Consider the following 25,461-nt stretch of genomic DNA (forward strand, 5'->3'; position numbering starts at 1 on the left):
CCGGACAACCATTCACGCCAGGCCCCCGACCACACGGTCGGGGGCCTGACGCCTTTAACACCCCCAAGATTCTGAGTCGATTCTGGCCGCTCCGCTATGCGGCTTTCCCGGACTACTTGCGCTGCGCCATGGTGTCGCTGATCTGGCGGGCGGCCTGGATGACGGCGCCTCCGAAGTCTTCTCCCGGCGAGACGGAAACCCGGGCCAAGGGCATGGCAAGGCAGACCACGGCCAGGGTTTGACCATCGAGGGGAACCGGGACGCTGACGGATCCCAGGCCGGGCGTCCGCGCGCCGACGGACTCGACCCACCCCTTCGTCTGTACGTCCTGCAGGGCTTCGCTTTCGGCGGCCAGCAGCCGCCCGCTGGATCCGGCTGGCAGGGGGAGCCGGGAACCGGGAGGCAGGGTGGCCCGCAGCTCGTGCCGGCTGTCGGAACTGAGCAGACAGATACGTTCGTCGCTCCGCCGGACCCAGAGCTGGGCGGTCTCGCCCGTCGTGTCCCGGAGCCGCTCCAGCACGGGAAGGGCCGCGTTCTCCAGTGCCGAGCGGACGAACCGGTGGCCAAGCCGGAACGCCCCGTCGTCGGTGCGCCGCAGGAACCCGTACTCGGCCATTTGCAGGGCCAGGCGATGCGCCGTTGACAGGGAGAGTCCGGTGCGGCGGGAAAGCTCGCTGGCGGAGACGGCGGAGTGCCCAACGGCGTCGAGGATCGCGGCGGTCCGCTCAAGGGTGCGGTTGCTGCCGGAAGGTTCGGGAGAAGACATGCCGCTAGCCTACGGTCAGCCCCGCTCCGCACGCATGTCTCACCTGCTCCGTTCCAGCGAGGCGGCCATGTATTCAGCCACCACCTTCTGCGAGATCGCGACGTCGAGCACGAACACGCCCTCCTTATGGGTGGCAAGCCATTCCTCGAGAACGGACAGCTCCGCCAGCCGGTGAATCTTCGCCCCGTCCGCGCCGAGCGCCCGCCCGACGGCGGCGAAGTCGACTTCGTCGATGAGCATCGCGTGGTCGTGCAGCCCCTTGGAGGCGTACTGGTGCAACTCGGCTCCGTAGGCGGAGTCGTTCAGCACCACCACGACACCTCGACGGGTCGCACGCAGGAACGTTTCGACGTCGGCCAGGCCCATCAGTCCGCCACCGTCTCCGGTGACCAGGACCGTGGTGCGGTCGGGGCGTGCAGCCGAGACTCCTGCCGCGGAACCGAAGCCCAGTCCGATCGACTGGAAGGCGGTGCCGACGAGGACCATCGCGTGCGGGTCGGGCACGGACAGGTACATCGGCGCCCACCCGATGAAGTGTCCGCCGTCCATGACCACCGACCGCTCCGCGGGGAGGACCCGTTCCAGTGCCGCGACCACCGTTCGCGGGTTGAGCCTTCCATCCGGACCGAATTCGGCGGGATCCTCCACCGGCTCGGAGGACCGGAAGGAGTCTCCGGCCACCTCGGGAACGCGGTCGCGCCAGGTCGGGGCCCCGCTAGCCCCCACCCGCTCAAGCAAGCCCTCAATGAAGGGCAAGATATCGGCCCGGACGTACTCTCCGTCAAACGGCTGCGCCGAGGCGGGTTCGTTGTCAATGCGGACCACCCGGGTGCCGGCCGGAAAGAGGGTCCCGTAGCGGGTCTGGAAGGTGTTGAGGCTGGCACCGACCACCAGCACCAGGTCGGCCTCGCGGGCGAACTCCAGCCGGTGGCTGCGCGTGAAGCCGCCGGCGATTCCCAGGTCCCACGGGCTGTTGAAGGCATTGGCCGCCATGACGGAGGTCATGAACAGGGCGCCCAAGCGGTCGCCCAAGTCCCGGAGCGGGGCCGCCGCGCCGGCCAGGAGGACGCCGCGTCCGGCGAGGATGAGGGGGCGCTCGGCAGCCCGGAGCAGCGCGGCCACGCGGTCCAGATCATTGGGCAGGGCGGGCCAGGCGGGCTTTGTGGGGAGCGGTTCCAGCGACTGCGGGGCGGCCAGCGGGGCCGTGGCCAAGTCGTAGGGGATGGCGAGCACCACTGGCTGGACCGTCTGCAGGGCCAGGTCAAAGGCGCGGTGGGCGATTTCGGCCGCGTTCGTCGGATCGACGACGAGCGTGGTGACGCCAACGGCTTCAGCGGCCTTCACTTGGTCGATGTCGAAGAAGCGCCGGCCGCCCGCGGGCGCGTCCCCCACCACGAGGACCAGCGGGATTCGGGCAATTCGTGCTTCGGCGAGGGTGGTGTAGGCGTTGGTGAAACCGGCGCCGTACGTCGTCGTCGCGGCGGCGATTTCTCCGGTGGCGCGGTGGTAGGCATCGGCCATGGCGATGGTCGCGGCCTCGTGGCGGGCGGACGTGAACGGGAAGCCGCGATGCGTGAGGTAGCTGATGAGATGGGCGTTTCCGTTGCCCATCAGTCCGAACAGGTGCCCGGCGCGCTGGGACACGACCTCCGCTACGGCCGCGGACAGGTGCCCCTCGTCCGGCAACGGAACCGTTTCGCGTCCAATTTCGCTGGCATGAGTGGCGGTGGGATTTGGCATCGTTGTCCTTCGGTTCGGTTCGGTTCGGAGCGGTTGTTCGGGTGCTCAGGCGGGCTGGGCGACAGATTGGGCGACAGGTTGCGCGTGGCGGTGCTTGCGGGTGAGCGCCTCGTACGTCGCGGCGTTCTGCCGGCAGTGCTCGACCTCCTCGGCCGTGAGCGGTCGGCGCACCTTGGCGGGGACGCCCGCGACCAGGGAACCCGGAGGAATTTCCGTGCCCTCGAGCACCAGCGCGTTGGCGGCGACCAGCGAGCCCGCGCCAACGGTGGCGCCGTTGAGCACGGTGGCGTTCATGCCGATCAGGGCCCCGTCGCCGACCGTGCAGCCATGCAGGACCGCCCCGTGCCCGATGCTGACGTGGTCCCCGATCCGTGCGGGATGGCCGGGGTCGGCGTGAACGACGGCGGTGTCCTGCACGTTCGATCCGGCGCCGACGGTGATGGATTCCATGTCGGCACGGAGCACGGCTCCGTAGAAGATGCCGGTGGCGGGGCCGATTTCGACGTCGCCGATGACCGCGGCGGTCGGGGCGATCCAGGCGTCCGTCGCGATGTTCGGGGCGTGGCCGGCGATGGAGACGATGAGGGGGTTCATGGAACGTTCCTTTACTGGAAGTGGAGAGGGCCGGGCGTCAGCCCATGAAGGGGACCAGCAGGGCGGTCACGAACAGGACCAGGGCTCCGCCGATCCGGTTGGTCAGCGCCGCGAACGGCATCAGGTGCATGCGGTTGGCGGCCGAGAGGACGGACACGTCGCCGGATCCGCCGGTGTCGGCCATGACCAGGCCGGGGGTGATCGCGGCCTCGACGAAGTGGAACTTCACCAGCCAGCCGAGGAATCCGGAGGAGGGGGTGGCGACGATGACGGTGGCGATGGTCAGCACGATGAACACCGGGTTGCCCATGGAGGCGAGGACCTCGTCGATCTTGATGTAGGTGATGGAGACGCCGACCAGCAGGGCCGGGACCAGCACCGAGGAGACCATCTCGCCCCAGTCGGAGGCGGAGTCCTCGAGGTCCTGGGGAAGCAGGCCGAAGATCTTCAGCGCGGCCGCGGCGATGATGGTCCAGGCGTACGGGTGCAGGAACTCCAGGTAGGTACCGAGCAGCTCGCCGAGGACGAACAGCACGGACGCGATGGCCAGGCCCTTGCCCAGGGCGAGGTAGGAGGAGGCGTCGCGCTTCTTCGGGGTGCTGAGCTCGCCGGCGGTGCCCTTGATGCGCATCAGCTCGCCGTGGCCGTTGAAGCCGACGAACAGCTGCTTGCGGCGCTTGCCCAGGCCGTTGTAGAGGCCGGCGATGAGAATGCAGACGACGTTGGCCAGGACGACGGCGGAGAGCAGGTCGCCCATGAACGTGGCGGGATCGGTGCCGGTCTTGGCGGCGTACATTTCCGACATGGGCAGGGCGCCCAGGCCCAGGCCGCCGGCCATGATCGGGGCGGCGATCATCAGCATGGCGTTGAAGAAGCCCATGCCCATGGCGGCGCCGATCGCGCCGATGATGACGAAGGTGGCCACGAGGCAGCCCAGCAGGGGGACCGCGAAGCGTGGGCCGGCCTTGAGCAGCAGGGCCCGCGGCATGCCGAGGATGGAGCCGGCGATGATCGCGACGACGAAGAAGTCCAAAAAGCCCTGCGGGTCCACGAAGGTCTGGACCACCGTCACGAGGTTCTCCGGCAGCAGCCCCATGAACAGCAGCAGGGCCGGCACGAAGGTGCACAGGACGGTGGGCAGCCCGAAGTCGCGGACCACCGGGAACAGGTTGCCGATCCAGATGAGCAGCCCGCCGAACAGGATGGTCACGGCGAAGCCGGAGACCATGGACTCGGGCAGCGTGCCGGTCAGGGCGGCGATGAAGACGACGGCGGCCATCGCCAGGTAGACCGGCAGCGGGAGGCTGGCGATCTTCAGGCCCAGCCTGCCCGGGTGGTGCGTGCCGAGGCGGTTGCCGACCGAGGCCTCGACGGGGCGGGACATGCCGGAGTCGCCGTTGACCGCGGTCTCGTCGTTCATGGTGTCCAGTTTGTTCTCGGACATGGTGGTCTCCCAAGTGGGTGAGGTGTGTGAGGGGGTACGCCCCGGACCGTGACGTCGGGCGCTCCTTTCGGGGCCGGACAGCCGGCCCCGAAAGGGGAATGCCGCAGGGGATACTGCTGCAGCGGGTTAGCGCGTGGCCGGCTCCGCCACCCGGGGCGAACGGGCCAGGGTGGCCCGGCCGAGCTCGACGGCCTCGGCGAGGCGGTCCTCGTCGATGCCGGTCTCGTGGCCGGCGGCGTGGAGGTGGCGGACCAGCTCCTCGGTGGCGATGTTGCCGTGAGCGCCGGGCGCGAACGGGCAGCCGCCGTAGCCGCCGAGCGCCGCGTCGAACCGGGTGATGCCGGCAGCGATGGCGGCATCGACGGTCTCCAAGGCGCGGCCGTGGGCGTTGTGCAGGTGCAGGTAGTACGTGAGGCCGGGTTCGGCGTCCAGGACGTGGTGGACGCTGGCCATGGCCTCCTCGGGCCCGGTGGTGCCCAAGGTGTCGGCCAGGCCGATGTCGCGCACGCCCATGTCCTTGAACGCGCGGACGATCTTCAGCAGGCGGTCGCGATCGATCCGGCCCTCGAAGGGGCAGGTGAAGGCGGTGGAGATCCCGGCGAAGAAGTTGGCGTCGGGGTACTTGACCACCTCGGCCGCCAGGCTGGCCATGGCCTCGTCGATGCCCCGGCCGGCGTTGGCCGTGCTGTGCGCCTGGCTCGCCGACGTCACGATCTGGATGTTGCGCGCCCCGGACTCCACGGCCCGGGCCACGCCCTTGCCGTTGAGGGTCAGGACCGTGAGTTCCGCCGTCGTGCGCGCTTTCATTCCGGCGAGCACATGCTCGGCGCCGGCCATCTGCGGGACGCGGGCCGGGTTGACGAAGGAGGCTACCTCGAGCCGGCCGATTCCGGCCGCGGCGATGGCCTCGCCGATGGCGATCCGGTCCTCGACGGAGACGATCGCGTCCTCGTCCTGGAGGCCGTCGCGGAGGAAGACGTCGGTGACTTGGATCCGCATTTAGCGCACCTCCTCGGGGGCCTGCAGGCGGACGAGCTCGTCCTCGGTGAACCCGGCGACGTCCCGCAGGATCTCGTCGGTGTGCTGGCCCAGATCGGGGCCGACCCACTGGACCCGCCCTTCGTGGCCGGGGATCTTGGGCACGACGCCGGGGAAGCGGATGAGTTCGGGTTCGTCCTCGACGAGGACCTCGTGGGTCTGGATCATGTCGCGGGCGAGGTAGTGCTCGTCGTTGGCGATGGACGGAGCGTCGTAGACGGGGCCGGCCGGCACGCCGGCGGCGTTGAGGCCGTCGAGGGCCTCGGGGAGCGGGCGGGCGCTGGTCCACGCGGCGATGATTCCGTTGAGCTCCTCCTCGCGGGCGCTGCGTCCCTCGGTGGTCTCGAGGGTCGCGTCCCCGGCGAGGTCCTCGCGGCCGACGGCGCGCATGAGGCGCTTGAAGACGGAGACGGAGTTGCCGCCGATGACCACCTCGAGGCCGTCGCCGGTCGGGTAGGAGCCGGTGGGAACGACGCCGGGCAGGGCCCCGCCGGTGCGCTGGCGGATCATGCCATACGCGTCGTAGTCCGGGACCAGCGACTCCAGCAGGCTGAACACGCCCTCGTAGAGGGCGACGTCGACCGTCTGCGGGCCCGTGTGCTTCACACCCTTGGCCTTCTGCAGCATGAGCATCAGGGCGCCGATGACGCCGTAGAGCCCGGCGACGGTGTCACCCATGCTGGCCGCGGCGCGGCCGGCCGGGCGGTCCGGCTCACCGGTGATGTAGCGCAGGCCGGCGAAGGACTCCGCGGAGCTGCCGAACCCTGCGCGGTCCTTGTAGGGGCCGGTCTGCCCGTAGCCGGAGATGCGCACAAAGACGAGGTCGGGGTTGATCCTGGTCAGCTCGTCCGGCCCCAAGCCCCACTTCTCGAGCGTGCCGGGGCGGAAGTTCTCGATCAGTACATCGGTCGTGGCGATGATGCGCTTGACCGCTTCGCGGCCCAAGTCGCTGCGCAGGTCCAAGGCCACGGACTTCTTGTTGCGCCCGATCGTGCGGAACAGCATCGAGGTGGTGCCGCGGGTCTTGCGCCAGTCTCGCAGCTCGTCACCGCCGTTGGGCCGCTCGATCTTGATGACCTCCGCGCCGAAGTCGCCGAAAAGCCTGGCCGCGAAAGGGGCCGCGATGAAGCTGCCCAGTTCCAGCACGCGAACACCCTCCAACGGAAGGGAATTGCCCTCGATCTGTAGTTCGTCGGTCATGAAATTCGTCCCGCCTGTGAAAAACTCCCACCTAGTGGGAATCGCCTGTCATTTAGCGGGGAAACGTTAGCAGTGAGATGTGACGCGCACAACACCCTTTTTTCGACTGTGGGGTGGGTGGGTGGTTTTTCGAGCGGCTTAGCGGCCCGGGGCACCGCCGGGCAAGCCTCACGCGAGTGGGGCGCGGGTTTGTGGATGCAGGGCGTTCGCCCCTTCCGTGGGGGCGCGTAATCGAGATCACCCTGAAAACGTTCCCCGGAGCGGCCCGGTGGTAGGGAGGGCCTCAAATGTCATGTAAGATTGATGCATTGAGTCCATGAATGGCTCGTAATCACAGGCTTCGCGCACCAGGCATCCTCAGGGATTCGGTGAGGCGAAAAAGGGTTACGGCGGTCATAGCGTGGGGGAAACGCCCGGTCCCATCCCGAACCCGGAAGCTAAGACCCACAGCGCCGATGGTACTGCACCCGGGAGGGTGTGGGAGAGTAGGACACCGCCGGACAACATTTGCAGGGCCCCGACCAATTAGTCGGGGCCCTGACGTTTAAGACCAGCAGCGATCCCTCAATCGGATCCCTAAGCTGCTGGCTTGCGGCTCGTCTAATATTGGATGAGTCCATTTTGCGGCGGTACCACCAGTGCCGCGTTGTTTTTTGAACACCACCTGGAGCGTTTGGATGCGTTCCGCAGAGAGGAACGGCCAAAGTGGCTGAAGATCAGAGGAATCCCCGCGAGCAGCGCTCCGGCACCTACAACAAGCAGCAGTCGGGCGGCCGTGGAGCTTATGGCAACGACCGCCGCGAGGGTGGTTTCCGCGGAGGTGACCGCCGTGAAGGTGGCTACCAGGGCGGGGACCGTCGCGAAGGTGGCTTCAAGGGTGGCGACCGCCGCGAGGGTGGTTTCCGTGGTGGGGACCGTCGCGAAGGCGGTTACCAGGGCGGAGATCGTCGCGAGGGTGGCTTCAAGGGTGGCGACCGTCGCGAGGGTGGCTTCAAGGGTGGCGACCGTCGCGAGGGTGGTTTCAACCGCGAGGGTGGCTTCAAGGGCGGGGACCGTCGCGAAGGTGGTTTCAACCGTGAGGGCGGCTTCAAGGGCGGGGACCGCCGTGAAGGTGGATTCCGCGGTGGCGACCGCCGTGAAGGTGGCTACCAGGGCGGAGACCGTCGCGAAGGCGGCTTCAACCGCGAGGGTGGCTTCAAGGGCGGAGACCGTCGCGAAGGTGGCTTCAACCGTGAGGGCGGCTTCAAGGGTGGTGACCGCCGTGAAGGTGGATTCCGCGGTGGCGACCGCCGTGAAGGTGGCTACCAGGGCGGAGATCGTCGCGAGGGTGGCTTCAAGGGCGGAGACCGTCGCGAAGGCGGCTTCAACCGTGAGGGCGGCTTCAAGGGTGGCGACCGCCGTGAAGGTGGATTCCGCGGTGGCGACCGCCGTGAAGGTGGCTACCAGGGCGGAGACCGTCGCGAAGGCGGCTTCAACCGTGAGGGCGGCTTCAAGGGCGGGGACCGCCGTGAAGGTGGATTCCGCGGTGGCGACCGCCGTGAAGGTGGCTACCAGGGTGGAGACCGTCGCGAAGGCGGCTTCAACCGTGAGGGCGGCTTCAAGGGTGGCGACCGCCGTGAAGGTGGCTACCAGGGCGGAGATCGTCGCGAGGGTGGCTTCAAGGGTGGCGACCGCCGTGAAGGTGGATTCCGCGGTGGTGACCGCCGTGAAGGTGGCTACCAGGGCGGAGACCGTCGCGAAGGCGGCTTCAACCGTGAGGGTGGCTTCAAGGGTGGCGACCGCCGTGAAGGTGGCTACCAGGGCGGAGACCGTCGCGAAGGCGGCTTCAACCGTGAGGGCGGCTTCAAGGGCGGCGACCGCCGTGAAGGCGGCTTCAAGGGTGGAGAGCGCCGTGAGGGTGGTTACCAGGGCGGGGACCGCCGTGAGGGTGGCTTCAACCGTGAGGGCGGCTTCAAGGGTGGAGACCGCCGTGAAGGCGGGTTCCGCAGTGATGACCGCCGGGACGCACGCCCCCCGCGCAGCCGTGACGAAGCCGGCTCCTGGCCGCGCCCGGAAGGCGAGCGCGCCCCGCACAACGCGGCCGACCTGCGCAGCTCGAACCGCCCGGACCGCCCCAAGTCCCCGGACATCGACGACGATGTGACCGGCAAGGAACTTGACCGCATCACCAAGGCGGAGCTGAAGTACCTCGACGAGCAGAATGGCGAGTGGGTGTCCAAGCACCTGGTCATGGCCGGTCGCCTGATCGACATCGAGCCGGACCTCGCCTACGAGCACGCCCTGGCTGCGAGCCGCCGCGGCGGCCGCGTGGCCGTCGTCCGCGAGGCCGTGGGCCTGACCGCCTACACCGCCGGCCACTACGCCGACGCGCTGCGCGAATTCCGCACCCACCGCCGCATCAGCGGGTCCAACGTCCACCTGCCGGTGATGGCCGACTGCGAACGCGGCCTTGGCCGCCCGGAAAAGGCCCTCGAAACCGCGCACAGCGAAGAGGCCCTGACGCTGGACATCCCCGGCCAGGTGGAGATGGCGATCATCGCCTCCGGCGCCCAGACCGATCTCGGCAACCTCGAGGCTGCCCTCGCCGAGCTGGAGATCCCGCAGCTGGACATCAACCGCGCGTTCTCCTTCAGCCCGCGCCTGTTCGGTGCCTACGCCGACGCCCTCGAGGCCGTCGGCCGCGACGAGGAGGCCTACCGCTGGCGCCGCCAGGTGACGGTCGCCGAGAGCGCCCTCGGTGTGGGCGAGTTCGCCGAGCCGGACATCATCGACCTGGTCGAGGACGACGAAGAGCCGGTCCGCAAGCCGCGTGCCAAGGACGTCCTGGACCGCGAAGACGCCCCGCAGGGCATCGACGCCGAGGACGGACTGTCGGCCGAAGCCGCCGAGGCGTCCCTGGACAGCGCGGATGGCATCGACGAGGACGGCAACTCCGAGGACGCCTTCGACGATGACGAGGAGGACGAAGAGTACGACGACGACGATTCGGCCGGCGAGGATCCTGACTTCGACGAGGACGACGAGGAGGACGAGGACTCGGAAGAGGACTTCGGTTCCTTCGGCGCCGACGAGCAGGACCCGGCCTCCATCGACGCGACCTCCGACGAGCGCTAAGGGCACACCGTAGCGATGCTGATTTCCGGTTTCGACGCCGTCCTGTCCGACCTGGACGGCGTGGTCTACGCCGGTGCCGGGGCGATCGAGGGAGCCGTGGGCTCCCTCGATCGCCTGGCCTCGGCCGGCGTCTCGCTGGCGTACATCACCAACAACGCCTCGCGGTCTCCCGACGCCGTTGCCGCGCATCTGCGCGACCTCGGCGCCCCGGCCTCCGCCGAGCAGGTGTTCGGTTCCGCAGACGCCGGCGCCGAACTGCTGGCCGGGCTCGTCGAGCCCGGAGCGAGCGTCCTGGTGGTCGGCAGCGCCTACCTGCGGGAGCAGGTGGTCCGCCACGGCCTGAGCCCGGTCGCTTCCGCGGCGGAGCATCCCGCGGCCGTCATCCAGGGCTTCGACCCCGCCGTCAGCTGGACCGACCTGGCCCAGGCCTCCTACGCGGTCAGCGCCGGTGCCGTGTGGGTCGCCACCAACACCGACCTCACCATCCCGCGCGCCGAAGGCATGGCCCCGGGCAACGGCTCGCTGGTCGCGGCCGTCGCCGCCGCCTCCAAAGCCGTTCCGCACGTGGCCGGCAAGCCGGAACCGCTGCTGTTCCGCCGCGCCGCGACGCGCCTCGGGGCAGCGCGCCCGCTGGTGGTCGGCGACCGGCTGGATACCGACATCCGCGGTGGCAACGCGGCCGGTTACAGCACCGCGGCCGTGCTCACCGGCGTCGACACCCCCGAAAGCATCCTTGCCGCACGCCGCGACGAACGCCCCGACTTCCTGATCGCCGACCTCACCGAGCTGTACCTGCCGTACCCGGAGGTCCGTGGGGACGGGGCGGGCTTCACGTGCGGCGAGGCCCGCGCCCAGGTCGACGGCGACACGCTCACCGTTGCGGGCGAAAGCACCGACCTGAACGCCTGGCGTGCGGCCTGCGCGGCCTGGTGGCTCGCGCACCCGCATGCGGAAACGGCCAGGCTCCCGCAGGTGGATTTCGTCGGCGCCTGACCGGCACCATGCTGGCGGCATCCGCCCAGCGCACCACACATCCGCAGCGCCGTACCTCAGCGCCATACCTTAGGGAGGCCCCGTGAACACCCCGGAACCGAACCGGTCCGGTGCTCCCGCCTGGCCGGACACGGCCACGCGGGCCGGCGGCGGGGCCGCACCCGGTGACGGATCCGGCGAGGCTGGACTCGCCGCCGCCTTGTCCGTGCTCGGCGGCCTGCCCGATCTGCCGGTGGGGGAGCACGCCGCCGTCTACGACGGCCTCCACGAGGCCCTGCTGCAGGCGCTCGACGCCGACGCGGACCTTTCGGACACCGCTTCGGACAACGTTGGTTCGAACAGCGCTGGCCCAAACACTGCGGTGGGGGAGGCGTAATGGCGCGGCTGGATCAGGAGCTGGTTGCCCGCGGGCTCGCCCGCTCCCGCACGCACGCGGCAACGCTGATCGCCGAGGGGCGCGTCCGCCTCGACGGCACGACGGCGGCCAAGGCCTCCCGGAGCGTTCCCGCCGATGCCGCGGTGGAGGTTCTGCCGGCCGCGGCGGAGGAGTACGTGAGCCGCGCCGGGCACAAGCTGGCGGGCGCGCTGGAAGCCTTCTCCGCCGTCGTGGTCCCCGGCAGGCGCTGCCTGGACGCCGGCGCCTCCACCGGCGGATTCACCGATGTCCTGCTGCGCAGGGGCGCGAGCCGCGTCGTGGCCGTCGACGTCGGCCACGACCAGCTGGTGCCGCAGTTGCGCGCGGACCCGCGGGTGGACGTGCACGAGGGCCTGAACATTCGCTACCTGGACCCCGCCGGGATCGGCGGCCCCGTGGACCTGGTGGTCGCGGACCTTTCCTTCATCTCCCTCACCCTGGTGGTGGCCCCGCTCGCGGCAGCCACCCGCCCCGGCGGCGACCTGGTGCTGATGGTCAAGCCGCAGTTCGAGGTCGGCCGCGACAACCTGGCCCGCACCGGAGTCGTCACCGACGCGGGCTTGCGCCGCCGCGCCGTCGAGGGCGTGCTGGCGGCCGCGGCCGAGGCCGGACTGGACCTGGCGGGGCTGGCCCGCAGCCCGCTGCCTGGCCAGGACGGCAACGTCGAGTTCTTCCTTTGGCTGCGCCGCCCGGCCGAAACCGGTGCCGCCGAAACCGGTGCCGCGGGCCCGGCCGGGAAGGCCCCAGGAAACGCGTCGGCCCTGCCGCCGGTGGATATCGGAGCCGTTGACTATTCTTGAAACGGCCGACCCTGATCCGCGGGACCGGCCCGGCGACCGGAAGGAACGCATGAGAAGGATCCTGGTCCTCGCGCACACTGGGCGGCCCGATTCGCTGCAGGCGGCGTTGGACACCTGCACGCGGCTGCGCAGTGCCGGCCTGATTCCGGTCATGCGCCGGCTGGAACTGCAGAACCTGCGCAACACCGCCGCCGGCGAATCCCTGGAGGTGGAGATCCTCGACGAGGACACCAGCCTCGACAGCGTCGACCTGGGCATGGTCCTGGGCGGCGACGGCACCGTGCTGCGCTCTGCCGAACTGGTGCGCAACTCCAACGTCCCGCTGCTGGGCGTGAACCTCGGCCACGTCGGCTTCCTCGCCGAAAGCGAGCACGCGGACCTGGCCCAGACCGTCGATTGGGTGGTCAACCGGGAGTACACGGTCGAGGAGCGGATGGCGATCGATGTCCAGGTGTGGCTGGGCAACCGCCGCATCGCCCGCACCTGGGCGCTCAACGAGGCCGCCGTCGAGAAGGCCAACCGCGAACGCATGATCGAGGTGGTCATGGAGGTCGACGGCCTCCCCATCAGCACCTTCGGCTGCGACGGCATGGTCATGGCCACCCCAACCGGCTCCACCGCCTATGCGTTCTCCGCCGGCGGGCCGGTGGTGTGGCCCGAGGTGGAGGCCCTGATCATGGTCCCCATCAGTGCGCACGCGCTGTTCGCCAAGCCGCTGGTGATCGCCCCGACGTCCGTCATGGCGCTGGAACTGCTGACCCGCACCGATGCGCAGGCAGTGCTCTGGTGCGACGGCCGGCGCACCGTCGACCTGCCCCCGGGCTCCCGGGTGGAGGTGACCCGCTCCAACCGGCCCGTGCGGCTGGCCCGCGTGAACCGCACCCCGTTCAGCGAACGCCTGGTGCGCAAGTTCGAACTGCCGACCAAGGGCTGGCGCGGCCCCGTTCCGGTCAAGGACCGCGAGACGGAAACGGCGGCGCTGCCCACGGTCCCCGGTTCCCTCCACGTCATCGAGCCGCGGCACTACGCCCCGCGGCCGGAAAGGGAGCACCCGTGATCGAAGAGATCCGCATCAGCGACCTGGGCGTCATCAGCCAAGCCACCCTGCCGCTGGGGCCCGGCCTCAGCGTGGTCACCGGCGAGACCGGCGCGGGCAAGACCATGGTCATCACGGCCCTGGGCCTGCTGTTGGGCCACCGCGCCGATGCCGGCGCCGTGCGCCACGGCGCGGCGCAGGCCGTTGCCGAGGCCACCTTGCGCCTGCCCCGCGGCAGCCGCGCCCTGGAGCGGGCCGAGGAGGCCGGAGCGCTGGTGGAGGACTACGGCGACGGCACCGAACTGATCATCGCCCGCGTGCTGAGCGCGGAGGGCCGCAGCCGGGCCGCCGTCGGGGGCCGCTCGACCCCGGTCGGGGTGCTGGCCGAGCTTGGCGAGGACCTGGTGGCCGTGCACGGCCAGACGGACCAGTTGCGGCTGAAGAGCGCCGCCGCCCAGCGCGGATCGCTGGACAAGTTCGGCGGACCCGAACTGGCCGGGGAGCTGGCCGGCTACGCGGACACCTACGGGGGCTGGCGCCAGGTGCGCTCGACGCTGGAGGAGCTGACCTCCCAATCGCGGGAGCGCCTGCGGGAGGCCGAGGCGCTGCAGGTCGCCCTCGAGGAAATCGACGGCGTCGACCCCCAGCCCGGCGAGGACGAAGCGCTCAAGGGGGAGGCCCTGAAGCTGGCCAACGTCGAGGGGTTGCGCACCGCGGCGATGCTCTCCCACTCGGCGCTGGTCGCCGAGGACTACAGCGAGGGCGGGGACGCCGTCACGCTCGTGGATGCGGCCAAGCGGTCGCTGGAACACGTGCAGGGCGACGACCCCGAGCTCGCCGCCCTCGCCGGACGGCTGGCCGAGGTCGGGTACCTGCTCGCGGACATCTCCACCGACCTGGCCGGCTACGCCGCCTCGCTGGACTCCGAAGGCCCCGAGCGCCTCGCCGAGGTGGAAGCGCGCCGCGCGGACCTGAACCGGCTGATCCGCAAGTACGCGCCCAGCATCGACGAGGTCATCGAATGGGCCGGGAGGAACCGCGCCCGGCTGGACGAACTGCAGGACGACACCGGGCGCATCGAGGCCCTCACCGCCCAGGAGCAGGCGCTCGCCGAGGAGCTGGACCGGCGCGCGCAGAAGATCACCGCGCTGCGCACGAAGGCGGCCGAAAGCCTCTCCCGCCGGGTCAGCGCCGAGCTGGCGGCCCTGGCGATGCCCGACGCCCGGTTCGTCGTCGAGGTGCAGCCGGGGGAGGAGCTCACCCGGCACGGCCGGGACGCCGTCTCGATGATGCTGCAGCCGCACGCCGGCAGCGTCCCGCGCCCGCTGGGCAAGGGCGCCTCCGGCGGCGAACTCTCCCGCGTCATGCTGGCCATCGAGGTGGTCCTGGCCGAGGTCGACCCGGTCCCGACGTTCGTCTTCGACGAGGTCGATGCCGGCGTCGGCGGCAAGGCAGCGGTGGAGATCGGCCGCCGGCTGGCCATGCTGGCCCGGCACGTCCAGGTGATCGTGGTGACCCACCTGCCGCAGGTGGCCGCCTATGCCGACCGGCACGTGCGTGTGATCAAGAACTCCAACGCGGCAGCTGGGTTCACCGCCAGCGACGTCCTGCTGCTGGAGGGGCCGGACCGGGTCCGCGAACTGGCGCGGATGCTGGCGGGCCAGGAGGAATCCGGAACCGCCCAGGCGCACGCGGAGGAGCTGCTGGCCGACGCGCAGGCGGCGGTTGCCGCCATGGGCTGACGTCCCGGACGCGTCGCCCCCGGCAGACACCTCCCGGGGCGGACTGTAGAGTTGCCCCATCCATGTCCCCGGCGAAAAGATGATAGGCTCGAATTCCGTGGTGCAGCGTAATCTTTCCCGTATTGAATCAACCAAGCAGATCTTCGTCACCGGCGGCGTGGCCTCGTCCCTGGGCAAGGGGCTGACGGCTTCCAGCCTCGGTCACCTGCTTCGGGCCCGCGGCCTCTCGGTCACGATGCAGAAGCTCGACCCCTACCTGAACGTCGATCCCGGGACCATGAATCCCTTCCAGCACGGCGAGGTGTTTGTCACCGACGACGGCGCGGAAACCGACCTGGACATCGGTCACTACGAGCGCTTCCTTGATGAGAACCTGGACGGTTCGGCCAACGTGACCACCGGCCAGGTGTACTCCACGGTCATCGAGAAGGAACGCCGCGGCGACTACCTGGGCGACACCGTGCAGGTCATCCCGCACATCACGGATGAGATCAAGCGCCGTATGCGCCTGCCGTCCGAGGCCAAGAAGGCCCCGGACGTGATCATCACCGAGATCGGCGGCACGGTCGGCGACATCGAATCCCAGCCGTTCCTCGAGGCGGCCCGCCAGGTGCGCCAGGACATCGGGCGCAACAACGTGTTCTTCGTCCACGTCTCCCTGGTCCCGTACATCGGCCCGTCCCAGGAACTGAAGACGAAGCCGACCCAGCACTCCGTGGCGGCGCTGCGTTCGATCGGCATCCAGCCGGACGCCCTGGTGATCCGCTCCGACCGCGAGATCCCGCAGGAGATGCGCGCCAAGATCGGCCGCACCTGCGACGTCGAGCCCGAGGCCGTGGTCAACTGCGCCGACGCCCCGAGCATCTACGACATCCCCGTCACGATCCACGAGCAGGGGCTGGACGCCTACATCGTCCAGTCGCTGGGGCTGAAGTTCAAGGACGTCAACTGGACCAAGTGGCACAAGTTGCTCGAGGTCGTCCACAACCCCAAGCACAACGTGGAGATCGCCCTCGTCGGCAAGTACATCGACCTTCCGGACGCCTACCTGTCCGTGACCGAGGCGCTGCGCGCCGGCGGCTTCGCGAACAAGGCGAAGGTCGCGATCCGCTGGGTTCCCTCCGACGAGTGCGACACCGAGGAAGGCGCCGCGGCGGCCCTGGCCGGCGTCGACGCGATCTGCGTCCCGGGCGGCTTCGGCATCCGCGGCCTGGAGGGCAAGCTGGGCGCCCTGAAGTTCGCTCGCGAGCACAAGCTGCCGACCCTGGGCCTGTGCCTGGGCCTGCAGTCCATGGTGATCGAGTACGCCCGCGACGTCCTGGGCCTGGAGGGCGCGTCCTCCACCGAGTTCGAGCCGGACACCGAGTACCCGGTCATCGCGACCATGGCCGAGCAGGTCGACATCGTCGAGGGCAAGGGCGACCTGGGCGGCACCATGCGCCTGGGCCTGTACCCGGCGGCCCTGCTCGAGGACTCCGTCGTGGCGCAGACCTACGGCAAGACGGCGGTTTCCGAGCGCCACCGCCACCGCTACGAGGTCAACAACGCCTACCGGGCCCAGCTGTCCGAGGCCGGCCTGGTCTTCTCCGGCACCTCGCCGGACGGCACGCTGGTCGAGTTCGTCGAGCTGCCCAAGGACGTGCACCCGTACTACGTCTCCACGCAGGCCCACCCGGAGCTCAGCTCCCGCCCGACCCGCCCGCACCCGCTGTTCGCGGGCCTGGTGAAGGCGGCCCTCGAGCACCAGAAGACCGGTCGGTAGCAGTGGTTGAGGCAGGCGGCGACGGGCTGGCCGACGCGCTCAGCCCGCGCCGCCTGCTGTCTTCCGAGACGGTCTACGCCGGACGCATCTGGGACGTCCGCCAGGACACCTTCGAGTACTCCGCGGGCGAACCCCCCTTGGTGCGCGACTACATCGACCACCCCGGGGCGGTCGCCGTCGTCGTGCTGGACGAGCGCGAACGGGTGCTGCTGATCAACCAGTACCGGCACCCGGTCGGCATGCTGCTGTGGGAAATCCCGGCGGGGCTGCTCGATGTCCACGGCGAGGCCCCGCAGCTGGCGGCCGCCCGCGAACTGGCCGAGGAGGCGGACCTCGCCGCCGATTCGTGGCAGGTCCTCACCGACATGTTCAATTCCCCCGGTTCCTCCAGCGAGGCGATCCGGATCTTCCTGGCCCGCGGGGTCAGCGAGGTCCCCATGCACGCCCGCCACGTGCGCACGGACGAGGAGGCCGACATGGCCACCGAGTGGGTCCCGCTCGACGAGGCCGTTGCGGCGGTCCTCGACGGGCGCATCCACAACCCCTCCGCGGTGGCCGGCCTGCTGGCCTGCGCCGCGGCCTCCCGCAACGGCTACGCGGGGCTGCGTCCCGCCGACGCCCCCTGGGAAGCCCATCCCCGCCTGCGCGGGGCGTCCTCCGGCCACGGAGCCGGCAACCCCACCACCGGCGCATGAGCGAGATCCAGCGGACCAAGGTGATCCCGCGCCTGGTGCCCACCGTTTCCGGACCGGGCACCGCCCCGGTCACGCTGCTGGGCTCGGCCCAGCACCCTGCCGAACCCCAGCAGCCGGCCCCTTCCAAACAATCGGCCCCCTCCAAACAACGGGCGGTGCCCAAGAAACCCGCCGAGCCCAAGCCGCCGGCGCCGCCGCGCCCGGACCTGGCCTCGACCAAGACAGGGCGCCAGATGGAGGCCTACCTCCAGCACCTGGCCGTCGAGCGCGGCATGGCCCGCAACACCGTTTCCGCCTACCGCCGGGACCTGCTGCGCTACGCCGCCTACCTGGAGGCTGCCGGCGTCGGTGGCGCCGACGACGTCCACCACCGGCACCTGACCGGCTTCGCGCAGGCGGTTCGGGAGGGCTCCGACGGCGGTTCCCCGCTGAGCGCCCGCTCCGCGGCCCGCTGCATCGTGGCCGTGCGCGGTTTGCACCGGTTCTGGGCGCTGGAGGGCACCACCGCCGACAACCCGGCCGCGGACCTGCATCCGCCCTCGCCCGGCAAGCGCCTGCCCAAGGCCATCAGCATTGCCGAGGTCACCGCCATCCTCGAATCCGTGCCGACCGAGACCGAGGCCGGGCAGCGCGACCGCGCCCTGCTGGAGTTCCTCTACGCCACGGGTGCGCGCATCAGCGAGGCGATCGGCTTGGACGTCGACGACCTGCACCTTGACCGGCCAGCCGACGGGCCCGCGGTGGTGCGCCTGTTCGGCAAGGGTTCCAAGGAGCGGATCGTGCCGCTGGGCTCCTACGCCGCCGCCGCGCTGGAGTCCTACCTGGTGCGCGGCCGTCCCGGGCTTGCGGCCAAGGGCAAGGGCACGCCGGCGCTGTTCCTGAACATCCGCGGCGGACGGCTCAGCCGCCAGTCCGCCTGGGCCGTGCTCAAGGCGGCCGCCGAGCGCGCCGGCATCGACAAGGACGTCTCCCCGCACACCCTGCGCCACTCGTTCGCCACCCACCTGATCGAGGGTGGTGCGGACGTGCGCGTGGTCCAGGAACTGCTGGGGCACGCCTCCGTCACGACCACCCAGGTGTACACCCTGGTCACCGCGGACACCCTGCGCGAGGTCTACGCCGCCACCCATCCGCGGGCGATTGCATGAGGCGCGACTGCATGAGGCGCGATCGCGTGAGCGCCGGTGCCTGATTCAACCCGCGCGGGAAGCGGCGCGGGAAGCGGAACCCGGCCCGTCGCTGTCGTGCTCTGCTTCGTGCTGCGCACCCGGGCCGGCGTGCCGCAGGTGCTGCTCGGGGTGAAGAAGACCGGGTTCGGACGCGGCAAGACGGTGGGCGTGGGCGGCAAGGTGGAGCCGGGCGAATCCGCGGCGCAGGCCGCCGTGCGCGAACTGGCCGAGGAAACCGGCCTGGTGGCGGACCCGGAGGACCTGGAGCGCGCCGGCACGGTGGCCTTCCGCTTCCCCGCCAGTCCCGCCTCCGACATGGACTGCACCGTCTTCCTGACCCCCACCGCCCACGGCGACGCCGTCGAGTCGGCGGAGATCGCCCCGCTGTGGTGCCCGGTCGCGGACCTGCCGTTCGCGCGGATGTGGGACGACTCGGCGCTGTGGCTGCCGCGGCTGCTCGCGGGGGAGCGGTTTGCCGCCACCGTGGTGCTGGCCCTGGACAACCAGGCCGTCGCCGAGTTCCGCACCGCGCCGCTGGCCTGAGGCCCGCCGGCGCGGTGCGGCAGCACGGCACGGGCTCAGAGGTGGCGCTCCTCCGGGCCGTTGTAGGCGGAGAGCGGGCGGATCAGCGAGTTGGAGGCGCGCTGTTCCATGATGTGCGCGGTCCAGCCGGTGATGCGCGCGGCGATGAAGATCGGCGTGAACATGTCCGTCTCGAAGCCCATCAGGTGGTAGGTGGGCCCCGCGGGGTAGTCGAGGTTGGGCTTGATGCCCTTGGCCTCGTCCATGGCCTGCTCCAGCCCGTCGTACAGGCCCATGAGGTCATGCCGGTCGTAGTGGTCGACCATCCTGTCCAGCGCGGCCTTCATGGTGGGCACGCGGGAGTCCCCGTGCTTGTAGACGCGGTGGCCGAAGCCCATGACCTTGCGCTTGTTGGCCAGCGCGTCCTCCATCCAGGCCCTCGCGCGGGCCGCGGCCTGGTCGCGGGGCTCGTCCCGGCGGATGCCGATCTCCTCGAAGGTGTGCATCACGGCCTCGTTCGCTCCGCCGTGCAGCGGGCCCTTGAGCGCGCCGATCGCGGCGGTCACGGCCGAGTGCAGGTCCGAGAGCGTGGAGGTGACCACGCGCGCGGTGAAGGTGGAGGCGTTGAAGGAGTGCTCCGCGTAGAGCACCATCGAGACCCGGAACGCGTCCACGACGTCCTCGGGGAACTCCTCGCCGAAGGTCATCCAGAGGAAGTTGTGCGCGTAGTCCAGGTCGGTGCGCGCCGGGACCGGCTCCTGCCCGCGCCGGCGGCGCTGGTCGTAGGCGACGACGGCGGGGAAGGCGGCGAACAGCTGCTTGGCCTTGGCCAGCTCCGCCGCGGGGGAGGAGTCGTCGGCCTGCGGGTGGTTCGCGCCCAGCACGGAGACCGCGGTGCGGCCGACGTCCATCGGGTGGCAGGTGGTCGGCAGCAGGTCGATCGCGGCCTGGACCTTCGGGTCCAGCCCCCGGTGGGAGCGTTCGAACCCGCTGAACTCCTCCAGCTCCGCGGGGGTCGGCAGCTCCCCGGTCCACAGCAGCAGGGCGACCTCCTCGAAGCTGCGGGAGGCGGCCAGCTCCTGGACCGGGTACCCGCGGTACAGCAGCGAGTTGGTGTCCGGGTTGACCTTGGAGATGGCGGTGTAGTCGGCAACGACGCCGGCCAGGCCCTTGTGGATCTCCACGGTTTCATTCATCGCATTCATGGCACAGCTCTCCTTGTGAGGCGCCTAAAGGGCGGCGTTGTTGCTTCCGATATCCAGGCCGGGAACCTGGAAGTTGAAGATGCCGGTGTCGAAGCGGTTGTAGGCCTCGTAGTCGACCAGTTCGTACAGGCGGGCCCGGGTGAGCATCTCCTCCACCGCGGATTCCTGGGTGCCTTGGGCCGCCAGGGCGTCCAGCACGCGTTCGGCCGCGCCCATGGCGCTGCGCAGCAGGGTGACCGGGTAGATCACGATCGCCACGCCGGCGTCGGCGAGCTGCTGCCGGGTGAACAGTTCGCTCTTGCCGAATTCGGTCATGTTGGCCAGTACCGGAACGTCGACGGCCTTGCAGACGGCCTCGAACTCGGAGACGTCCTTCATGGCCTCCGGGAAGATCGCGTCCGCCCCGGCGTCGACCAGGGCCTTGGCCCTGTCGATCGCCGCGTCCAGCCCCTCCACGGCGCGCACGTCGGTGCGCGCCATGATGAGGAAGTTCGGGTCGCGGCGGGCGTCCGCGGCGGCGGCGATGCGCTTGGCCATGGTGTCCAGGTCCACCACGTTCTTGCCGTCCAGGTGCCCGCAGCGCTTGGGGTTGAACTGGTCCTCGATGTGGCATCCGGCCAGGCCGGCGTTCTCCAGCTCCTGGACGGTGCGGGCCACGTTCATCGGCTCGCCGAAGCCGGTGTCCGCGTCCACGATCGCCGGCAGGTCCGTCATCCGGGCGATCTGCCCGGCGCGGGTGGCGACCTCGGTCAGCGTGGTCAGCCCGATGTCCGGCAGGCCCAGGTCGTTGGCCAGGACGGCACCGGAGATGTAGACCCCGTCGAAGCCCTTCTCGCCGATCAGCCGGGCCGAGAGCGGGTTGAACGCGCCCGGGAACTGCCGGGCGGCGCCCGGCACCAGCAGCTCGCGCAAGATCCGGCGCTTGGCCTCGGGGGTGGTGTGGGAATACAGCATCTAGAACAGTCCCTTCGGCGCCGAAGCCAGGTCGATCACGCCCGGGGCGGCCTTGACGTTGAGCTGGTCCAGCTCGCCGGCGCCCAGCTTCTCCAGGTTTTCCGCGGCGGCGATGAAGCGGTCGATCTCGTCCGGCTCCACCAGGCCCTCGGCCAGCGTGCGGAACTTGTTGATGTACTGCTCGCGGGCGAACGGCCGGGCACCGAGCGGGTGGGCGTCGGCCACGGCGATCCGGTCGGTGATGGTGCGCCCGTCGGCCAGGGTGATTTCCACCGAGCCGCCGAAGGCCTTCTCCGAAATGTCCAGCGAGTGGTAGCGGCGGGTCCATTCCGGGTCCTCCTCGGTGGTGACCTTGTGCCACAGCTCCACGGTGTCGGGGCGGCCGGCCCGCTCGGGGGAGTAGGAATCCACGTGGTGCCAGCGCCCGTCCTGCAGGGCCACGGTGAAGATGTACGGGATGGAGTGGTCCAGGGTCTCGCGGGAGGCCGTCGGATCGTACTTCTGCGGGTCGTTGGCGCCGGAGCCGATCACGTAGTGCGTGTGGTGGCTGGTCTTGATCAGGACCTTGGCCACGTTCTGCGGGTCGGCCAGTTCCGGGTGCTCGTTGTGCAGCTTGCGGGCCAGGTCGATCCAGGCCTGCGCCTGGTACTCGGCGGAGTGCTCCTTGGTGTAGGTGTCCAGGATGGCCCGCTTGGCCTCGCCCGGGGCCGGCAGCGGGACCTCGTAGTGCGCGTCCGGGCCGTCCAGCAGCCAGGCGATGACGCCGTCCTCGCCCTCGTAGATCGGCACCGGGGAGGTCTGCCCGCGCATGGCGCGGTCGGCGGCCTCGACCGCCATCTTGCCGGCGAACGCGGGGGCGTGGGCCTTCCAGGTGGAGATCTCGCCCTTGCGGGACTGGCGGGTGGCCGTGGTGGTGTGCAGGCCCTGGCCGACGGACTGGAAGATGGTCTCCACGTCCAGCCCCAGCAGGGTTCCGATGCCGGCGGCCGCGGACGGGCCCAGGTGCGCGACGTGGTCGATCTTGTGCTTGTGCAGGCAGATGGCCTTCACCAGGTCCACCTGGATTTCGTAGCCGGTGGCGATGCCGCGGATCAGGTCCCGGCCGGAGGCGCCGGTGTGCTGGGCGACGGCGAGGATCGGCGGGATGTTGTCGCCCGGGTGGGAGTACTCGGCGGCCAGGAAGGTGTCGTGGTAGTCCAGCTCGCGCACGGCCACGCCGTTGGCCCAAGCGGCCCACTCCGGGGAGACCTTCTCCCCGATGCCGAACACGCTGGCTCCGGCCCCGCCGGTCGACGGCGCGTGGGCCAGCGCCTGGGCGCGGGCCGAGACGATCGGGGCGCGGTTGAGGGAGGCGACCGCGACGGACGCGTTGTCGATGATGCGGTTGATGATCATCTCGGTGACCTCGGGGGCCACCTCCACCGGGTCGGCGGCGACCTCCGCGATCTTGTGGGCCAGCTGCTCCTCGCGGGGCAGGTTTTCCTCGCTTCGGTAGACGCGCACGGAGTGGTTGATCATGTGGTGTCCTCTCAGGATCCTGCGTGGGTTTTGATGTGGTCCAGGCTGTGGCTCAGGTGCAGCAGCGTCGCCGCCGCCGCGAGTTCGGGATCGCCGGCGGCGATGGCGCCGGCGATCGAGGCGTGTTCGAACGCCGAGGCGCGCAGCCGGTCCGGGGCGTCCTGCGCCAACCGGCGCACGCGGGCCAGGTGCGTGCGCAGCCCGCGCAGCGCCTGCTCGATGTACGGGTTGTCGACGGCTTCGTCGATGGCCTCGTCCAGTTCCCCGGCGAGGCGGTAGTACGGCTCCAGCGCGACGGCGGGGCCGCCGCGGCCAAGCACGTCGGCCGCCTCGGTGAAGCGTTGGGCGAGCTTGGCGAAGCCCTCGCGGTGTTCGGTGCGGGCCGCCAGCCGGGAGGATTCGACCTCGAGTGCCCGGCGCAGCTCGAAGAGGTTGTCGAGGTGGTCCAGGGAGACGTCGGAGACGACGGCGCCGCGGCCGCGCTGCTGCACGGCGAGCCCGTCGGCGGAGAGCCGGGCCAGCGCCTCGCGCAGCGGAGTGCGGGAGACCCCGAGGCGTTCGGCCTGCTCCACCTCGCCCAGCACGGTGCCCGGCGGGAGCTTCCATTCCACGATGTCCCTACGCAGCTCCGCGTAGGCCTTGTCACTCGCCCTCATGCCTCCAGTGTATACACACTCCTCGGCCGGTGGGGGAAATTGTCGGAAAAAATCCGAGGAAATCGTCCTTTCGATCCATCTGTGTATACAAAAGGCTTGTGCTGCCGTGACGCGCAACATATCGTCGTGGTAGTGCCGGTCCACCCGAAAGACCTGCCGACAGGGCCGCCAGCAACAAGGGAGTTCGCGATGCCAGCCACCTACCACGCAACCTACGAGGCAAGCCGCCGGGACCCGGCGTCGTTCTGGCTCGAGGCCGCCGCCAGGGTCGCCTGGGACCGGCCCCCGCGGCGGGCCCTGGACGATGCGCACGCCCCGCTGTACCGCTGGTTCCCCGACGGGACGCTGAACATGAGCGTGAACGCGCTGGACCGCCACGTCGCCGCCGGCCGCGGCGGGGCGACGGCGCTGGTCTACGACTCCGCGGTGCTGGGGCTGCGGCGCACCTACACGTACGCCGAACTGCTGGCCGAGGTGGAGACCTTCGCCGGGGTCCTGGTTGGATTGGGGGTGGGCAAGGGCGACCGCGTGGTGATGTACCTGCCGATGGTCCCGCGCGCCGTTGTCGCCATGCTGGCCTGCGCCCGGATCGGGGCCGTGCACTCGGTGGTCTTCGGCGGCTTCGCGCCGCGCGAACTGGCGGCGCGCATCGACGACGCGACCCCCGCGGCCATCGTCACCGCCACCGGCGGCATCGAACCCAGCCGCCGCGTCGAGTACCTGCCCGCCGTCGCCGAGGCCCTCGGGCTGGCCGCCCACCAGGTCCCGCACATCGTCGTCGCCCACCGTGGCGGCTTCGCGCACGACCTGGAGGAGTACGCAGGGAACCGGGCGGGCTGGCACGACTGGGACACGCTGGCCGCGGACGCCGAACCGGCCGGGCCGGTGGAGTGCGCGGCGACCGACCCCCTGTACATCCTCTACACCTCCGGCACCACCGGCGCCCCCAAGGGCGTGGTGCGGGACACCGGCGGCTACGCGGTGGCGCTGGCCTGGTCGATGGAGAACATCTACGGGGTCGGCCCCGGAGACACCATGCTCACCGCCTCCGACGTCGGCTGGGTGGTGGGGCACTCCTACATCGTCTACGCGCCGCTGCTGGCCGGAGCCACCACCGTCCTCTACGAGGGCAAGCCGGTGGGCACCCCCGACGCCGGCGCGTTCTGGCGGCTGGTGCAGGAGCACCGCGTCGACGTCCTGTTCACGGCCCCCACGGCGCTGCGCGCCATCCGCAAGGCCGACCCCGAGGCGGCCCTGCTGGCCGGGTACGACACCTCCACGCTGCGCGCGCTGTTCGTCGCGGGAGAGCGGCTGGATCCGGAGACCTACCACTGGGCCGAGCGCGCGCTCGGGGTCCCCGTGGTGGACAACTGGTGGCAGACGGAGACCGGCTGGCCGATCGCGGCCAACCCGCTGGGGCTCCAGGAACTGCCGCGCAAGGCCGGCTCGCCCACGGTGCCGGTGCCCGGCTACGCGGTGGAGATCCTGGACGCGCTCGGGGACCCGGTCCCGGTGGGGGAGGAGGGCAACATCGCCCTCCGGCTGCCGCTGCCTCCCGGGACGCTGGCGACGCTGTGGGGCAACGACGCCCGCTACATCGACTCCTACCTCACCCAGTTCCCGGGCCACTACGCCACGGGCGACTCCGGGTACGTGGACGCGGACGGGTACCTGTTCGTGATGGGCCGCACTGACGACGTCATCAACGTTTCCGGCCACCGGCTCTCCACCGGGGCCATGGAGCAGGTGCTCGGATCCCATCCGGCGGTGGCCGAATGCGCGGTCATCGGCGTCGCCGACAGCCTCAAGGGCCAGCGGCCCAGCGGCTACGTGGTGCTCAAGCACGGGGCCGACATTGCCGAGGAGCAGCTGCGCACCGAACTGGTGGCCCTGGTCCGGGCGCAGATCGGCCCCGTGGCCGACTTCCGCGAGGTCCGGGTGGTCGAGGCGCTGCCCAAGACCCGCTCCGGGAAGATCCTGCGCAAGACCATGCGCCAGATCGCCGACGGCAAGGAGTACTCGGTGCCCTCCACCATCGAGGACGCCTCCGTCATCGAGGCCCTGCTGCCGCTGCTGCGCCCCGGCGGGGGCGCCTGAG

General features: G+C 70.5%; 22 protein-coding genes and 1 rRNA gene. 12 read left to right on the top strand and 11 right to left on the bottom strand.

Annotated elements, in window-relative coordinates; all coding sequences use genetic code 11:
- Positions 1-112 precede the first annotated feature (112 nt).
- From ABD912_RS09690 to ABD912_RS09715, 6 genes are all read right to left on the bottom strand, one after another.
- Entirely contained in the window at positions 113-766 is a 654-nt protein-coding gene (locus tag ABD912_RS09690) for an IclR family transcriptional regulator (protein WP_345150380.1), read from the bottom strand.
- A gap of 39 nt (positions 767-805) precedes the next feature.
- Positions 806-2,506: a thiamine pyrophosphate-binding protein gene (locus tag ABD912_RS09695; RefSeq protein WP_345150383.1), complete on the bottom strand. Its 1,701-nt coding sequence runs from the start codon at positions 2,504-2,506 to the stop codon at positions 806-808.
- 45 nt (positions 2,507-2,551) lie between these two features.
- Positions 2,552-3,100, bottom strand: a complete 549-nt coding sequence (locus ABD912_RS09700; RefSeq protein WP_345150386.1) for a gamma carbonic anhydrase family protein — start codon at positions 3,098-3,100, stop codon at positions 2,552-2,554.
- 37 nt (positions 3,101-3,137) lie between these two features.
- The gene (locus tag ABD912_RS09705; protein WP_345150389.1) at positions 3,138-4,544 is read right to left on the bottom strand and encodes a 2-hydroxycarboxylate transporter family protein; all 1,407 of its coding nucleotides are present in this window, start codon (positions 4,542-4,544) and stop codon (positions 3,138-3,140) included.
- A gap of 126 nt (positions 4,545-4,670) precedes the next feature.
- Positions 4,671-5,543, bottom strand: coding sequence for a hydroxymethylglutaryl-CoA lyase (locus ABD912_RS09710; RefSeq protein WP_345150391.1), 873 nt, complete (start codon positions 5,541-5,543; stop codon positions 4,671-4,673).
- Entirely contained in the window at positions 5,544-6,782 is a 1,239-nt protein-coding gene (locus ABD912_RS09715) for a CaiB/BaiF CoA transferase family protein (protein WP_345150393.1), read from the bottom strand.
- A gap of 385 nt (positions 6,783-7,167) precedes the next feature.
- Between ABD912_RS09715 and rrf the strand changes: the two genes are divergently transcribed.
- Positions 7,168-7,284: ribosomal RNA gene (rrf, locus tag ABD912_RS09720) — 5S ribosomal RNA — on the top strand.
- Positions 7,285-7,382: 98 nt separating this feature from the next.
- Here rrf and ABD912_RS09725 read toward each other — a convergent pair.
- Positions 7,383-8,855, bottom strand: a complete 1,473-nt coding sequence (locus tag ABD912_RS09725; protein WP_345150396.1) for a hypothetical protein — start codon at positions 8,853-8,855, stop codon at positions 7,383-7,385.
- A 66-nt stretch (positions 8,856-8,921) separates the two neighbouring features.
- Here ABD912_RS09725 and ABD912_RS09730 point away from each other — a divergent pair, with 66 nt between their 5' ends.
- The 10 genes from ABD912_RS09730 to ABD912_RS09775 all read left to right on the top strand — a co-directional run bounded on the left by ABD912_RS09730 (position 8,922) and on the right by ABD912_RS09775 (position 19,051).
- Entirely contained in the window at positions 8,922-9,896 is a 975-nt protein-coding gene (locus ABD912_RS09730) for a hypothetical protein (protein ID WP_345150398.1), read from the top strand.
- A gap of 15 nt (positions 9,897-9,911) precedes the next feature.
- On the top strand, positions 9,912-10,889 hold the full coding sequence (locus ABD912_RS09735) for an HAD-IIA family hydrolase (protein ID WP_345150401.1): 978 nt from the start codon (positions 9,912-9,914) through the stop codon (positions 10,887-10,889).
- A gap of 82 nt (positions 10,890-10,971) precedes the next feature.
- Positions 10,972-11,265: a hypothetical protein gene (locus tag ABD912_RS09740; RefSeq protein WP_345150404.1), complete on the top strand. Its 294-nt coding sequence runs from the start codon at positions 10,972-10,974 to the stop codon at positions 11,263-11,265.
- Complete coding sequence (locus ABD912_RS09745) at positions 11,265-12,104, top strand: TlyA family RNA methyltransferase (RefSeq protein WP_345150406.1); 840 nt, start codon at positions 11,265-11,267, stop codon at positions 12,102-12,104. Before ABD912_RS09740 ends, ABD912_RS09745 begins: the two co-directional genes overlap by 1 nt.
- A gap of 49 nt (positions 12,105-12,153) precedes the next feature.
- A complete protein-coding gene (locus ABD912_RS09750; protein ID WP_345150408.1) occupies positions 12,154-13,161 on the top strand; it encodes an NAD kinase in 1,008 nt (335 codons plus the stop codon).
- On the top strand, positions 13,158-14,882 hold the full coding sequence (recN, locus tag ABD912_RS09755) for a DNA repair protein RecN (RefSeq protein WP_345150410.1): 1,725 nt from the start codon (positions 13,158-13,160) through the stop codon (positions 14,880-14,882). Before ABD912_RS09750 ends, recN begins: the two co-directional genes overlap by 4 nt.
- A 79-nt stretch (positions 14,883-14,961) precedes the next feature.
- Positions 14,962-16,644, top strand: a complete 1,683-nt coding sequence (locus ABD912_RS09760; RefSeq protein ID WP_345150413.1) for a CTP synthase — start codon at positions 14,962-14,964, stop codon at positions 16,642-16,644.
- A gap of 2 nt (positions 16,645-16,646) precedes the next feature.
- Positions 16,647-17,339 (top strand): NUDIX hydrolase, encoded by a 693-nt coding sequence (locus tag ABD912_RS09765; protein ID WP_345150415.1) that lies wholly within the window; start codon positions 16,647-16,649, stop codon positions 17,337-17,339.
- A gap of 233 nt (positions 17,340-17,572) precedes the next feature.
- On the top strand, positions 17,573-18,487 hold the full coding sequence (gene xerD / locus ABD912_RS09770; RefSeq protein ID WP_425548051.1) for a site-specific tyrosine recombinase XerD: 915 nt from the start codon (positions 17,573-17,575) through the stop codon (positions 18,485-18,487).
- Positions 18,488-18,523: 36 nt separating this feature from the next.
- Positions 18,524-19,051, top strand: coding sequence for an 8-oxo-dGTP diphosphatase (locus ABD912_RS09775; RefSeq protein WP_345150419.1), 528 nt, complete (start codon positions 18,524-18,526; stop codon positions 19,049-19,051).
- A gap of 35 nt (positions 19,052-19,086) precedes the next feature.
- Here ABD912_RS09775 and ABD912_RS09780 read toward each other — a convergent pair whose 3' ends face one another.
- From ABD912_RS09780 to ABD912_RS09795, 4 genes are read right to left on the bottom strand one after another with little or no spacing between them, the layout of a single operon-like run.
- Positions 19,087-20,226 carry a bifunctional 2-methylcitrate synthase/citrate synthase gene (locus ABD912_RS09780; RefSeq protein ID WP_345150754.1) on the bottom strand — a complete coding sequence of 380 codons (1,140 nt, stop codon included), beginning with the start codon at positions 20,224-20,226 and terminating at the stop codon, positions 19,087-19,089.
- A 33-nt stretch (positions 20,227-20,259) separates the two neighbouring features.
- A complete protein-coding gene (prpB, locus tag ABD912_RS09785) occupies positions 20,260-21,189 on the bottom strand; it encodes a methylisocitrate lyase (RefSeq protein WP_345150421.1) in 930 nt (309 codons plus the stop codon).
- Positions 21,190-22,707, bottom strand: coding sequence for an MmgE/PrpD family protein (locus ABD912_RS09790; protein WP_345150424.1), 1,518 nt, complete (start codon positions 22,705-22,707; stop codon positions 21,190-21,192). It lies immediately after the preceding gene.
- Between the two features lie 11 nt (positions 22,708-22,718).
- The gene (locus ABD912_RS09795; protein ID WP_345150425.1) at positions 22,719-23,363 is read right to left on the bottom strand and encodes a GntR family transcriptional regulator; all 645 of its coding nucleotides are present in this window, start codon (positions 23,361-23,363) and stop codon (positions 22,719-22,721) included.
- A 189-nt stretch (positions 23,364-23,552) separates the two neighbouring features.
- On the opposite strand from ABD912_RS09795, the gene ABD912_RS09800 reads away from it, so the two are divergent.
- Entirely contained in the window at positions 23,553-25,460 is a 1,908-nt protein-coding gene (locus tag ABD912_RS09800; RefSeq protein WP_345150427.1) for an AMP-binding protein, read from the top strand.
- Position 25,461: the final 1 nt, after the last annotated feature.

It is taken from the genome of Arthrobacter ginkgonis, assembly GCF_039540195.1.
In the GTDB taxonomy this organism is placed as follows: domain Bacteria; phylum Actinomycetota; class Actinomycetes; order Actinomycetales; family Micrococcaceae; genus Zafaria; species Zafaria ginkgonis.